Genomic DNA, 13,140 nt, shown 5'->3' with positions numbered 1-13,140 from the left:
GCGACGGCCGGTGAAGTGCTGCCCCCGCCGCTGCCGGGTCCTCCCGGGCCTGCACCCGTGGAACCGATGCTGGCCCGGTCCTGTTAATCGGCCTTCTGCAGCAATGCCTTGGATGCGCTTGGGATGCCGGCGGCCGCCGCCCGGAGCACCCTGGCGTGGGTGCCGTTCCAGTCGCTGCGGAAACGTTCGCCATCCAGGCCCTTCCAGGGGCTCGAAGCGATGGAACTGCCCACCTGCTGCCCCAGTTGGTCCAGCCGGTTGGCATCGTTCGCCAGATCCTGCGCGAGCCGGCGCAGCTGAGCGACGTCCGCGCCGTAAAAGTTCACCGCCAATTTTCCCCCTGTTTGAAGTCCACGGTCAGCCTAACGTCTTGGGCGGCGGGCAGCGATGGGGAGAAGTCCCGCCCGGGTGCTTCCTCAGGCGCAGCAGCCCTGTATAGCTCTGAGTTCTTCGCTAAACGCCTGACCCTATCCAAGGGTCATTGGCGGGTCACGGCTGGGCGCCACCGGATTGCTTCTACCCGGCGATCGCTTCCCTGCTCTGCAGCCGCAGCTCAAGGTCGTTCATCACAATCGCGGCCAGGTCCTGCAGCGCCCGGGTGTCGTCGGCGCTGAACTCCCGCGGTTCCCGGTCCAGGATGCAGAACGTGCCCAGGTTGTAACCGTCCGGGGTGCGCAGCGGGACCCCGGCGTAAAACAGCAGGCCGAATTCGCCTGCCACCAGCGGGTTGGCGAGGGTGCGGGGATCCCTGGCAGCGTCCGTAATGATCCATGTGTCATCCTGCAGGATCGCGGAGGCGCACAGCCCCGGGTCGCGGCCGATCTGCGTGACCTCGGTACCGTGGTGGGCCTTGAACCAGATCCGGTCATGGTCGACCACGCTGACGATCGCCACGGGGACCGAGAACATCCGCGCCGCGAGGCCCGCTATCCGGTCGAAGGCGCCGTCCGCCGGGGTGTCAAGGATCCGGTAGCGCTCTACTGCGCGCATCCGGCCTTCCTCGTCCGTGGGCGCCGGGGCCGGGTCCATGCGGTGGCGCGCGGCGCTGTTGATGACTTCCCGGCGCAGGGCCAGCGACACTTCCCGGGCCGGCGGGCGCTGCGCCGGGTCGCGGGCCAGCATGGAGGACAGCAGCGCAAACCACATGGGCGCGAGCTCCTCAGGGATCTGCGGGTCGTTGAGCAGCCGCGCGACGGCGGACTGGATGGGCGCGCCAGGGTACGCCCTCTTACCGGTCAGTCCCTCGAGCAGCACCAGGCCGAGAGAATACACGTCGCTGAGCGGGCCGACCGGTTCGCCGGCCGCCTGTTCGGGGCTGAGGTAGGCCGGTGTTCCGGAGGTCCCGCCCTCATCCGGCACCGGGCCGCTGCGGGTGAAGACGGCGACGCCGAAATCGGTGAGCTTGGCCCGCGGGCGCCGGTCATCGTTGCTGTAGTCCACGAGCAGGATGTTCGCGGGCTTGACGTCCCGGTGCACAATGCCGTGGTGATGGATATAGGAAAGCCCGTCCGCCAGGTCATAGCCGATGTGGGCCATGTGCGCCGCCGAGAGCGGGCCCTGGGCACCACGGTGTCGCAGGTCCTGCCCGCGTACCAGTTCCATCACCAGATAGGTGAGCCGGCCGGCCGGGTCGCTCAGGTCGGCGCCCGCGTCGAAGAGCGTCACGAGGGCGTGGTGGCTCATGCCGGCCAGGATGCGGATTTCCTCGCCCTGACGGCGGGTTTGCTCAAGATCGTCCGGGTCGTTGCGGAAGAGCTTGACCGCCACCTCGCGCTGCAGGAGTTCGTCGTAGGCCCGGAACACGGTGGATTGGCTGCCCCGGCCGATCAGGTCTGCGACCCGGTACCGGCCGCTGAGCAGATACCCGGGTTCCATACGCCGCTTCGGGGTGGCCGGCGTGACACGTGCCGGTTGTGAAATGAGCTCAGTCAAGGAGTGTGCGTTGTCCCTTATAGCGGGGTCCGCCGATGGCGCCAGGCAGATCAGTCCAATACCGGCTTGAGAGAAAGTCCGGCACCCTCATAATTAGCAAGGTTACTTATGATACCGCGGTTTCCTGACTCAGGAAGACCTGCAGACTGTCCCTTTTCTCCGCCCGCGAGCGGGCGCCGGCCGCTACTTGGCGGGGTTGTGTGTGCCGATCGGCAGCAGGGTCAGGTCAGGGTGGTTCTTCTCGATCCGGCGCAGCGCCCACACATCATTGAACAGGGCGAGGTATTCGCCGTCGGAGCGCAGCAGCACCTCGGCGCCGGGCACGTTGGCCAGCGCCGGCATGGCGTCCGCCGTCGAAATCCTGGCGATGGAGTACGGCAGCCGCTCCAGGCGCATCGGCGCGCTGAAATCGTGGGCCATGCGGTCTTCGACCACTTCGAACTGCATGGGTCCGACGGCGGCCAGCACCGGGGCCTGGTCGCCGCGGACGTCCGAGCGGAGCACCTGGATGACGCCCTCGTGCTCGAGCTGCTCGATGCCACGGCGGAACTGCTTGAAACGGCTGGGGTCCTTGGAGCGTGCCACCTGGAAATGTTCCGGCGCGAACAGCGGGATGGCGGGGAACTCCACCGGCTCCTCAAAGAAGAGGCTGTCGCCCACCCGCAGCGAGGAGGCATTGACGAGACCCACAACGTCCCCGGGGAAGGCCTCGTCGATGACCTCGCGCTCCCGGCCGAAGACCTGCTGGGCGTACTTGGTGGCGAAGGACTTGCCGGTGCGGCCCTGCGTCACCACCATCCCGCGTTCGAAGATGCCGGAGCAGACCCGGATGAAGGCAACGTGGTCGCGGTGCGCCTTGTTCATGCCGGCCTGGACCTTGAAGACGAATCCTGAGAAGGGCGCATCGACGGGCCGCGGGGCGCCGTCGACGTCGGGCCGGGGGGCGGCCGGCGGGGCGAAGTCCACGAGGGCGTCGAGGATCTCCTTGACGCCGAAGTTCAGCGCGGCGGAGCTGAAGAGGACCGGTGTCGCCTTGCCGGCGTGGAAGGCGTCGACGTCGAACTCGAGGTTGGACTCGATGACCAGCCCGGCCTCGTCGACGGCGTTGGTCCAGTCCTCGCCCTGGCTGGCGGCGGCCTGTTCCGGGGTGAAGTATTCGGTGAGGGCGATGTTGGCACCGGCGTTGTTGCGCTTGAACTGGGCGAAGCGGTCATTGCGCAGGTCCCAGACGCCGCGGAAGTCACCGGAGATGCCAACGGCCCAGGTCAGCGGCATCGGCTGGAGCCCGGTGCGCTCGGTGAGCTCGTCCATGAGGGCCAGTGCGTCCAGGCCCGGCCTGTCCCACTTGTTGATCACTGTGATGATGGGCAGGTTGCGCTGCTTGCAGACCTCGAAGAGCTTCATGGTCTGGGTTTCCAGGCCCTTGGCGGCGTCGACGAGCATCACGGCGCAGTCGACGGCGGCCAGCACACGGTAGGTGTCCTCGGAGAAGTCCGCGTGGCCGGGGGTGTCCAGCAGGTTGATCACGGTGTCCCGGTAGGAGAACTGCAGGGCCGCGGAGCTGATCGAGATCCCGCGGTCCTTTTCCATCTGCATCCAGTCCGAAACCGTGTCCTTGCGGTTGGACTTGCCGCTGGAGGCGCCGGCGGTGCCGATCACCTTCGCGTGCAGCGCGAGCGCTTCGGTCAGCGTGGACTTGCCGGCGTCGGGGTGTGAAATGACCGCGAAAGTCCGACGCCGGGCCGCCTGCTTGTGAATCTCCTGGACTCGGGCGGGGCTAAGGACTTCTTGGGACACGGTGCTACTTTCGCTGCGGCGTTGATATGGTTGCGCTCCCGGGTCGGCGGGAATCCGGCTGGCCCGGTGGAAGCGCGGGTTGTTCTGCGTGGTGGCTGTGCGGGACTGCTGTGAAGGATTGCTGGGGCGCGGCGACAGGCAGCCGACGGAACACCCAAGGCTCCCAGTTTATCGCAGCCCGCCCCGCCCCCGCGAAGCGGGAGCAATGCCGGCGCGAAGCGGGACAGCGGCTCCTCGAAAGTATGCGTCCGGGCATCCGTCTGCAGGGCCTTTCCGGCGGCGCTCCCGCGGACGTCCTGATGGACCACTTTGGGGCTTGTCCGTGCGGAAGTTGGCCCGCTTTACCTCTACTATGGGGAGAGCGGGAAACCGAGTACTTTTGATCCTGCCGGCAATCACTGGAAACCGGCGCACTTGCGGGCTGAGGCCTGCACCTTTGAAGGGAACGTCTATGGCCCGGAGCCCTGAAGATTCACTCAAGGCGACCCTGGGCAGAGTGGCACCGGGCACCCCGCTCCGCGACGGCTTGGAGCGCATCCTTCGGGGACGAACCGGCGCACTGATCGTCCTGGGCATCGACCGGACCATCGAATCCATCTGTTCCGGCGGCTTCGACATCGGAATCGACTTCTCCCCCACCCGCCTGCGGGAACTGGCCAAAATGGACGGCGCCATCATCTGCGACAAGGACGCCAGCAACATCCTGCGCGCGGCCGTCCAGCTGGTCCCCGACTCCAGCATCGAGACCCAGGAGTCCGGCACCCGGCACCGGACCGCGGAGCGTGTCGCCATCCAGACGGGCGTTCCCGTCATCTCGGTCAGCCAGTCGATGCAGATCATCGCCCTCTACGTGAACGGGCTGCGGCACGTTCTGGAGGGCTCGGAGAAGGTCCTGGCCCGCGCCAACCAGGCGTTGGCAACCCTTGAACGCTACCGGTCGCGCCTGGACCAGGTAACGAGTTCCCTCTCGGCCCTGGAAATCGAGGCCATGGTGACGGTCCGCGATGTCGCCGTCACCCTGCAGCGCCAGGAGATGGTCCGCCGGATTTCCGAGGAAATCTCGCAGTACGTGCTCGAACTCGGCGAGGACGGGCGGCTGCTTTCCCTCCAGCTGGACGAACTGACCGTGGGCCGCGGCCCCGGCAGCGACGTCATTATCCGCGATTACTCGGGTCCCGACGCGACCGCCGACGACATCGACAAGGCCGTCAAGGCACTCGTGAACCTGGGCCCCACCGAGCTGATCGATCTGGGCAGGATCGCCGGCATCGTCGGCTTCTCCGGCGGGGAGGCCAACCTTGACGCCGTCGTCCAGCCGCGCGGCTACCGGCTGCTGTCCGGGTTGAAGGCCGTGCCGAAGGCCGTCGCGGACCGCCTGGTGGACCACTTCGGCGGTTTGCAGTTCCTGATGGCGGCCACCATCGATGACCTCATGACGGTGGACGGCATCGGCGACCAGCGCGCCCGGACCGTCCGTGAGGGCCTGAGCCGGATGGCCGAGGCAAGCCTGCTGGACCGCTTCCTCTAACCACCGCCGAGCACCCCCGTCGAGCAGTGAAGGGGGATTGGTCGATGGGGATCAGTTGAGCTGGAACACGGCTTTGGGGCTGGTCTTGTTCGCCAGCCGTGCGGTGAAGACGTAGTACGCGCCGCCCGCCCCCGGGTTGGCCTCGACCGGGGCGCAGCCCTGGACTGTGCGGTTGCGCTGCCAGGGGAAGTTCGCCGACTCGCTTTGCCCCGGAGCGATGGTCTTCACGAGATCGGTGGAGTCGGTCTGGCAGTCAGTGGACGAAAAGATCCGGTCCGAGCCGCTGGTGATCAGGAATTCCATCTGCGACGTCCCGATGTTGACCTTGCACGGCACCTTGTTGCCGTTGGTCACCTTGAGTATAAGCAGCGGGTTCTCGCCGGCCGGGTAGGTGGCTTTGTCCGTGGTCGCCGTGACGGTCAGAAGGTTCTGCTCGCAGCCGTTGCCCGTCGGAGTAGCCGTAGGGGCAGCCGTGGTTTCCGGGCCGGCGGCCGGTCCTGTTTCCTGTCCCGACGGCGACGATCCCCCGCCGGAGGCGGACTGCCCGGCGTTGACAACGCTGGAGACGGCGGCGAGACCGCCGAAGGCGACGGCGATCACGAGCAGGAGGGCGGCGCCCACGAACAGCCGGCGGCGGCGGTAAACGGGGCTGGTATTCCGGGCAGCCTTGCTGGCGGGCTTGCGCGCAGGCTTGCGCACGGATTGGCGTGCTGAATTGCGTCCGGTAGTGCGTTCGGAACCGTGAGTTCCTGAATTGTCATGCCTGCCCATCCCTCTAGGCTAGAGAACCGCGCCGGGTATGGGGCCCTCCCACGCCGCAGGCGCACTGTGGCCCTCATCTATTACGCTGAATCCATCAAAGCTCTAGCCGATTCCCTCACCGCCCCTGCCGCCGCGCGCCCGGCCGACCTTCCCACGGCCGCGCCGCTGACCGCCCTCCATGACGCTCTCGACACCTGGTTCGGGGCGAACGCCCGGGAGCTGCCGTGGCGGGCGCGTGAATGTACGCCGTGGGGCGTGCTGGTCAGCGAGATCATGCTGCAGCAGACGCCGGTGGTGCGAGTGCTGCCGGTCTGGGAGGAATGGCTGCGGCGCTGGCCTGCGCCTGCCGATCTGGCCCGGGAGCCCGCCGGCGAAGCGGTCCGGGCCTGGGGAAGGCTGGGCTATCCGCGGAGGGCCCTGCGGCTGCACGCGGCCGCCGTCGCCATCGGCGCCAACCACGGCGGAAAGGTTCCCGGCACGTACCCGGAACTGCTGGAGCTGCCCGGAGTGGGCAGCTACACCGCGGCGGCCGTCGGCGCCTTCGCCTTCGGGCACCGCGAAACCGTGGTGGACACCAACATCCGCCGCGTGCACGCTCGCCTGTTTTCCGGCGCGGCCCTGCCTTCGCCAACGCTCACCGCCGCAGAGATGCGGCTTGCCGCGCAGGCACTGCCCGACGACGCCGGCCCCTCCGTCCGCTGGAATGCCTCCGTGATGGAGCTGGGGGCGCTGGTGTGCACGGCGCGGTCGCCGAAGTGCGGGGAATGTCCGGTCAGCGGCTCCTGCGCCTGGCTCGCAGCCGGCGAGCCGCCGCCGACGTACACGCCAAAGGGTCAGTCGTGGCACGGAACGGACCGTCAGGTGCGGGGAGCGGTGATGGCGGTGCTCCGCACAGCCGAGTTGCCGGTGGCAGCGGAACTGTTCCACCGGGCCCCGGCGGACCTTGGCTTCGAACCGGCCGGGATCGGAATTCCACTGGCCGCCCTGCACCGGCTCAACTGCGGCCCGGAACAGCTGGAACGCGCGCTGGCCGGGCTGCTGAGCGACGGGCTGGCCGAGCTGCATCCCGCAGGTTTCCGGCTGCCCGCCTGACCCCCGCCGGGTAAGGGCCCCTGGGCGTCTGGAGACGATAGCTGCTGCCAACTTTTCCAGCCGGGGGATCAATCCAATCGGGAGAATCGCCGCATTGCCCGTGCGCCGCCAACCCGGCGGGATCACCGCACGGAATCTGCACGGACCAGCCGATCAGGCACATTGGAGCGGGGGGTAATCCGGGGGGTCCGGGCCGTCGTCCGCGGGCAGGCCGTGGCCCGTGCCTGCGTCCGCGGGCAGCCCCGGGTCAGTAAGTGTGCCGGTGGCCGGGAAGTGGTGCGGCCAGTCGGGTGGTTCCCAGTCCTGCTGTTCGCTGGGATAGTACCGCCCGGACGGGGAGATCCACCCGGGCGGCTTGTGTTTGCTGGCCCCGGCCGGTGTCCAGGCCGAGCCGTGTTTGAGCCGGTGGTGTTTCGGGCACGGCTGTCCGAGGTTGGAGATCCCGGTGGTGCCTCCGTCGGCCCAGGCCAGGAGATGGTCCGCGTCGTTGTCCAACGAGTGGTTGTTACACCCGGGGAAGGGACATCGACCGTCGCGCAGGCTCAGCCAGCGTCGCTGGGCCGTGGTGAGGCGGTAGCTGGTCCGGCCGATTTCCAGCGGCGCCCCGTCGCGGGGGTCGACAAGGACCCGGTAAAAGGACCCGGCGCCGCCGGCGACCAGGGCCCGGGCCATGGACGGCGGGATCGGCCCGTACCCGTCCAGGACCGCCGGTTCCTCCCCGGCCCCGAGCAGCGACATCACCGGGACGGTGATCAGGACCTGCGCCCGCGGCGACGGCACACCCCCGCACACGCCACCACCCATCCCAACGCCGCTGCCGGCCGTTCCGCCCGAAGTGACGGTACCGGTGCCGGTCCCACTGGTGAGGAGCCAGGTGGCGGCGATGTCGGCGCGGAGCTGGGACAGGGTCCTGGCCTCGTCCGGGCCCTGAAGGGCGCGGGCGGCGGCGGTGCTCCGCTCCCAGATCCCCGCCGCGGTGCCGGCCGGGAGGTAGGTGTTGAGCCAGGCCATGCCGTCCCGGTCCGGGACGTACTCAACCCGCCGGTCCGCGGCACACTTGGTGTGGCGGGTTTCGATACTGACCGGGTGATGGCGTTCGCGCCAGGTGCGTGCCTTGGTGCGGAACCGTCCCGGGACGAGGTCCCCGGCCGGGCACCCGCGGGCCGGGTTCGGTGCGCCGGGGTCCAGGAAGTGCGCTTCGAGTCCGGCCGCCCCGGCCGGATCCAGGCCGGCGGTTTCGTCCACGATGATCCGGGCGTGGGCCCAGGAGATCGTCCCGGCCTGCAGGGCCGCCAGGGTCAGCGGCAGCGAAGTCGTCAGTGCCTGGCACTCGCACAGCAGGGCGCTGGCGGTGCGTTCGCTGACGGTCAGGACACAGGCGACCTCCGCGGTCACGGCCAGCTCCTGGACCGTGGCGTCCTGCGCGGAGACTGCCGGCGGCACCAGTGCCGTCGTTGCCTGCACGTACTCGGCGGCGAGCCGCACCTTCAGTGCCGCGGTCCGGGCCTCCAGCCGCGCCACCCCGGCGAGCCCGTCCAGGCAAGCATCCGCCAAATCCCGCAACGGATCAGCCCACAGCGGACCAACAACCCGGAACGGATCGCCGTCCCGAATCGGATCGGCGCCGGACGGACCAGCGCCGGGTGGATCAGCGTGGTTCCCGCCGGCGCCGGTGAAGGAAGCCAGCGCTGCAGCGGCCGTGGCAACGGCCTCCGCCGCTTCCCGGCTCTCCGCACTCCAGGCTGCCCTGTTATCCATGCCTCTATCGTCTCTCGGGGCTCTGACAATAAAACGAATCCTGCCAAGGTGCAGGCGTGACGCTTGCACGGAAGTCCTGAGGAAACACGAACTGGACGCAATTGACATAGCCGCCGTCCAAAAACGCCCGTTGGAATTAGACCTAGCCCGGCCGGGCTGCCGGAACTACCCTGAAACATGCGCAGCCGGATGATGACGGCCCCGCGCAGGCCGGCCAGCCCGCGCGGAGAAAGGTGGACACAGTGAACTCGCAAAACATCGGCCACTGGATCCGGGCCGGGCTGTGGGCACTTCCGGTCTCGTGGCTCGTCACTGCCTGGTCCACGCTGGAGCCGCAGCCGGACCAGGAGAAGGATCCGGATGCCTGGGCGCGGTTTGTCAGCTCCGACTCCTACCAGTTCAGCCACCTGTTCGGCAGCACCCTGGGCACCATCCTGGCAATCTTCGGCGTCTTCGCTCTGGGCTGCTGCCTGGCGAACAGCCGGGTGGGGCCCCTGGCGCTGGCAGCAATGGTCACCGCGGCCGCGGGCACGGCCTTGCTGCTGGTGCCCGCCGTGATTTCCACCTTTGCCGCTCCCGCCATCGGAAAGGCCTACCTGGTCGGAAACCAGGAGGTGATGCAGCTGGAATTCCCGGGCTCCATGACAGCGGCGTTCCTGGTTGGCCTCCTGCTCGCGTTCCTCGGCAACATCCTGCTGGGGGTTGCGGTGTGGCGTTCCCACGTTCTGCCGCGCTGGGCCGGGGCACTCTGGGCCGCTGGCGCCGTCGTGTTTTATCTTCTGGGCGTCGTCCTGGGGCAGGCGACGACGGGGAGCAGCCTGCCCACCCAGGCCGCCGGTGCCGTGCTGATGGCCGTCGCCGGAGGGTGGATCGCCTGGCGCGGATACCGGCCGGCCACGGCAGCAGCAGACCTGACCGCGGCCGGGGCGGTCTGAGACCAGTCCGCTAGGGTTCGCCGAAGCCCGCTGTGATCAGTCCGCGCAGATAGTCCACGGCTTTGCCCGCATCAGGGCCGCTGGCTTCGATGTGCAGTACCGTTCCCTTCACCGCGCCGAGCATCATGAGCTCCGTCATCGATGCGCCGTCCGCGCCGTTCACGGTTACCTCGGCGTCCATGCCGGACAGCCCGCCGGCAATCTTCGCGGCCGGACGGGCGTGCATTCCGGCCTGGTTGGTGAGTTCAAAGTCCCCTGACGCCTCCGGCGGCCGGTGCTCGCGGACGTGCTGTGCCGCGGCCGGGGGACGGTAGACGGCTTCCGCTGCTTCCTTCACGCCTTTGGAATCCGCTCCGGCCTGGGCAGCCACGGCGGCCGCGACAAGACCTTCAACCAGGGGCGCATCCGCCAGCAGCACGGAGGAGGGATCAGCCAGGAATTCCACCGCTGACTCGGCCGTCATCACGGCTGAGCCCAGATCCGTCAGGACGACGATGCCGTCGCTGTTGGCGTCCCCCGCCTGCTCCAGCGCCGCCATAACCCGCTCAAGGCTGGTGCCGATCCGGCCGTCATCGGTGCCGCCGGCGGGGAGGATCAGGACGTCAGGCGCCATTTGGGCGGCTAGCTCCACGGCGCCGTCGGCAATCTTTTCGCTGTGGGAGACGACGACGAGATTGACCGTCATTCAGCTGCTCCGACGGCGGCGCGCAGGATGAGAGCGCTGGAGACGGCGCCCGGATCCCGGTGGCCGATGCTGCGCTCCCCCAGATAGCTGGCGCGTCCCTTGCGGGCGAGCATCGGGTCAGTGGAGACGGCCCCGGCCTCTGCCGCCTCTGCGGCGGCCACCAGTACCTTGAGCACATCGCTGTCCCCGGCCGCGGCGGCGGCTGCGTCAACCGCCGGGGTCCAGGCGTCAACCATCGTCTTGTCGCCTGATTGAGCCTTCCCGCGGGCCACGATCCCGTCCCTGGCGGCCCGGAACGCCGAGGCGAGGGTGGCGGCGTCGATGTCGGACGCCTCACCGAGCGCCGTGGCCGCGCGGAGGAAGGCCGTGCCGTAGAGCGGGCCGGCGGCCCCGCCGACCTTGGACATCAGGGTCATGGCGGTCAGTTTCAGGGCCGCGCCTGCCGTTTCCGGCGGGACCTCGGCGATCTTCACCATCACCGCTTTGAAGCCGCGGTCCATGTTCTCTCCGTGGTCCGAATCGCCGATGGGCCTGTCCAGTTCGATGAGTTCTTCCCGGTGCTCCGCCATGGCCTGGGCCGAGAGGGTCAGCCACCGCAGTGCCCAGTTGACGTCCAGGCCCACGGTCAGACGCCCCAGCGCAGGGCCGGGGTGTGGACTGGCGCATCCCAGAGGGCTGTCATTTCATCGTCGAGGCGAAGGACGGTAATGGAGCAGCCCTGCATTTCGAGGGAGGTGATGTAGTTGCCCACCAGTGACCGTGCCACAGTGACGCCCTGCGCGGCCAGCTGCTGCGCGGCGCGGCGGTAGACGATGTAGAGCTCGCTCTGCGGGGTGCCGCCCATGCCGTTAACGAACAGGAGTGCTTTGTCACCGGATGCCAGGCCGAGGTCGCTGACGACCGGGTCGAGCAGGCGGTCGGTGATGCCGTCGGCGTTTTCCATCGGAATGCGGTGCCGTCCGGGCTCGCCATGGATGCCGATGCCGATCTCGATTTCGTTTTCCTCGAGCACAAAGCTGGGCGACCCCGCGTGCGGGACGGTGCAGGCAGTCAGTGCGACGCCCATGCTGCGCACGTTTTGGTTGACCCGGTCGCCGATCGCGGCGACGGCGTCGAGGTTGTCTCCGCGTTCGGCGGCGGCACCGGCGATCTTTTCCACCAGCACTGTTCCGCCCACGCCGCGCCGCCCAGCCGTGTACAACGAGTCCTCCACCGCAACGTCGTCGTTGACGAGCACAGTGCGGACCTCGATACCCTCCGCTTGGGCCAGTTCCGCAGCGGTCTCAAAATTGAGGACGTCGCCGGTGTAGTTCTTCACGATGTGCACGACGCCGGCGCCTGAGTTCACGGCGACAGTGGCCGGAAGGATCTGGTCGGGTGTCGGCGAGGTGAAAACGGCGCCCGGCACCGCGGCGTCGAGCATTCCCATGCCGACATAGCCGCCGTGCAGGGGCTCGTGACCGCTGCCGCCGCCGGAGACCAGCCCGACTTTTCCTGCCACCGGCGCGTCTTTGCGCACGATGTACTTGGGGTCCGCAAAGACGGTCACGAGGTCGGCATGGGCAAGCCCGAAGCCTTCCACTGACTCGTCAACCACGGCGCGGGGATCATTGATGAGCTTCTTCATGGCTGTGCTCCCTGGATGGTGTCCTGGCTGCTTGGTTAGACCCTACTACCGGGGCCCCTGCCAGCGGTAGGCTCCGGTTACACAACCTCTGGAGCGGAACCGGGGTGCTGCCGGACGGCCGCTCTCCCCGGATCCGCGGGTGTATCAGCTCGGTTTGGCCTGCCACAACGCGAAGTTCGGCCAGGCGTCGCTGCCAAGCCAGGAGAAGGGCGGCGCGTTGAGCCGCCCCCGATCGGCCCCGGGCCCCGGGCCGGACGCGAGGTCCGGGTCCGGGCCCGGCTCTTCCTGGGCGCCCGGGTCCGTGGTGGGGTGTGGCGTGGCCCCGTCGGCGATAGTCATTTGGAGTGCGGAGAGATCTGGAAAATTCGCGCGATCGTGCAATTTCGTGCCTCCGAAAGTCGGTTGGTCCACCCCCTGGACCGGGATCAGTTTATCCATCAAATTTATAGATGGGAAGACCCCTCCTGATGCCCGCCGGGCGCCCGCTTACAGGGTTTTAATCATCCGGGTGTTGCCGAGCGTATTGGGCTTCACCCGGGCGAGGTCCAGGAACTCGGCTACGCCTTCGTCGTGGGAGCGCAGCAATTCCGAATACACCACGGGGTCGACGGCGGTCTGGTCGGCCATGACTTCGAAGCCGTGCTTCTCGAAGAAATCCACTTCGAAGGTCAGGCAGAACACGCGGGATACGCCCAGTGCGCGTGCGTCCTCCAGCAGGCGCTCAACCAGCAGGTGGCCCACGCCCTTCCCCCGCCAGGCATCCGAGGCCGTGAGGGTGCGCACTTCGGCGAGGTCCTCCCACATAACGTGCAGCGCGCCGCAGCCGATCACTTCGCCGTCCGGCGACTCGGCGATCCGGAATTCCTGCAGACTCTCGTAGTAGGCCACGGTTTCCTTGGCCATGAGGATCCGTTGCACGGCCAGGGGCGCCACGAGCGTCTTGATCGCCCCGACATCGCTGGTGCGGGCAAGGCGGATGCGGATTGTCTCAGTCACAGCCCAATCCTACGGGGGCTGGCTTCCG

General features: G+C 68.2%; 13 protein-coding genes. 3 read left to right on the top strand and 10 right to left on the bottom strand.

The features are described 5' to 3' along the window. Positions 1 to 83 precede the first annotated feature (83 nt). The 3 genes from ACZYX4_RS13100 to ACZYX4_RS13090 all read right to left on the bottom strand — a co-directional run bounded on the left by ACZYX4_RS13100 (position 84) and on the right by ACZYX4_RS13090 (position 3,729). A complete protein-coding gene (locus ACZYX4_RS13100) occupies positions 84 to 332 on the bottom strand; it encodes a hypothetical protein (RefSeq protein WP_463876534.1) in 249 nt (82 codons plus the stop codon). A gap of 184 nt (positions 333 to 516) precedes the next feature. Further along, on the bottom strand, positions 517 to 1,932 hold the full coding sequence (locus ACZYX4_RS13095) for a protein kinase domain-containing protein (protein ID WP_463876532.1): 1,416 nt from the start codon (positions 1,930 to 1,932) through the stop codon (positions 517 to 519). Between the two features lie 183 nt (positions 1,933 to 2,115). Next, positions 2,116 to 3,729: a peptide chain release factor 3 gene (locus ACZYX4_RS13090; RefSeq protein ID WP_463876530.1), complete on the bottom strand. Its 1,614-nt coding sequence runs from the start codon at positions 3,727 to 3,729 to the stop codon at positions 2,116 to 2,118. Between the two features lie 451 nt (positions 3,730 to 4,180). Between ACZYX4_RS13090 and disA the strand changes: the two genes are divergently transcribed. Beyond that, on the top strand, positions 4,181 to 5,257 hold the full coding sequence (gene disA, locus ACZYX4_RS13085) for a DNA integrity scanning diadenylate cyclase DisA (protein WP_463876528.1): 1,077 nt from the start codon (positions 4,181 to 4,183) through the stop codon (positions 5,255 to 5,257). Between the two features lie 51 nt (positions 5,258 to 5,308). Here the strand turns inward: disA and ACZYX4_RS13080 are convergent, their stop codons facing one another. Continuing rightward, positions 5,309 to 5,956, bottom strand: a complete 648-nt coding sequence (locus tag ACZYX4_RS13080) for a hypothetical protein (RefSeq protein WP_463876526.1) — start codon at positions 5,954 to 5,956, stop codon at positions 5,309 to 5,311. Positions 5,957 to 6,274: 318 nt separating this feature from the next. On the opposite strand from ACZYX4_RS13080, the gene ACZYX4_RS13075 reads away from it, so the two are divergent. Beyond that, a complete protein-coding gene (locus tag ACZYX4_RS13075) occupies positions 6,275 to 7,111 on the top strand; it encodes an HhH-GPD family protein (RefSeq protein WP_463876672.1) in 837 nt (278 codons plus the stop codon). 153 nt (positions 7,112 to 7,264) lie between these two features. Here the strand turns inward: ACZYX4_RS13075 and ACZYX4_RS13070 are convergent, their stop codons facing one another. Then, entirely contained in the window at positions 7,265 to 8,869 is a 1,605-nt protein-coding gene (locus ACZYX4_RS13070; RefSeq protein WP_463876524.1) for an HNH endonuclease signature motif containing protein, read from the bottom strand. Between the two features lie 242 nt (positions 8,870 to 9,111). Here ACZYX4_RS13070 and ACZYX4_RS13065 point away from each other — a divergent pair, with 242 nt between their 5' ends. After that, the gene (locus ACZYX4_RS13065) at positions 9,112 to 9,804 is read left to right on the top strand and encodes a hypothetical protein (RefSeq protein WP_463876522.1); all 693 of its coding nucleotides are present in this window, start codon (positions 9,112 to 9,114) and stop codon (positions 9,802 to 9,804) included. 10 nt (positions 9,805 to 9,814) lie between these two features. Here the strand turns inward: ACZYX4_RS13065 and dhaM are convergent, their stop codons facing one another. The 5 genes from dhaM to ACZYX4_RS13040 all read right to left on the bottom strand — a co-directional run bounded on the left by dhaM (position 9,815) and on the right by ACZYX4_RS13040 (position 13,112). Continuing rightward, complete coding sequence (dhaM, locus tag ACZYX4_RS13060; RefSeq protein ID WP_463876520.1) at positions 9,815 to 10,489, bottom strand: dihydroxyacetone kinase phosphoryl donor subunit DhaM; 675 nt, start codon at positions 10,487 to 10,489, stop codon at positions 9,815 to 9,817. Continuing rightward, the gene (gene dhaL / locus ACZYX4_RS13055) at positions 10,486 to 11,112 is read right to left on the bottom strand and encodes a dihydroxyacetone kinase subunit DhaL (protein WP_463876518.1); all 627 of its coding nucleotides are present in this window, start codon (positions 11,110 to 11,112) and stop codon (positions 10,486 to 10,488) included. The genes dhaM and dhaL overlap by 4 nt, the downstream gene beginning before the upstream one ends. Before the next feature lie 2 nt (positions 11,113 to 11,114). After that, on the bottom strand, positions 11,115 to 12,116 hold the full coding sequence (dhaK, locus tag ACZYX4_RS13050) for a dihydroxyacetone kinase subunit DhaK (RefSeq protein WP_463876516.1): 1,002 nt from the start codon (positions 12,114 to 12,116) through the stop codon (positions 11,115 to 11,117). A 144-nt stretch (positions 12,117 to 12,260) separates the two neighbouring features. After that, a complete protein-coding gene (locus tag ACZYX4_RS13045) occupies positions 12,261 to 12,455 on the bottom strand; it encodes a hypothetical protein (protein WP_463876514.1) in 195 nt (64 codons plus the stop codon). Positions 12,456 to 12,602: 147 nt separating this feature from the next. Next, positions 12,603 to 13,112 carry an amino-acid N-acetyltransferase gene (locus ACZYX4_RS13040; protein ID WP_463876512.1) on the bottom strand — a complete coding sequence of 170 codons (510 nt, stop codon included), beginning with the start codon at positions 13,110 to 13,112 and terminating at the stop codon, positions 12,603 to 12,605. Positions 13,113 to 13,140: the final 28 nt, after the last annotated feature.

The organism is Pseudarthrobacter leeuwenhoeki (assembly GCF_055412885.1).
Note: the sequence above shows the minus strand (reverse complement) of the source record. Positions and strands in the feature narration are given on the sequence as shown.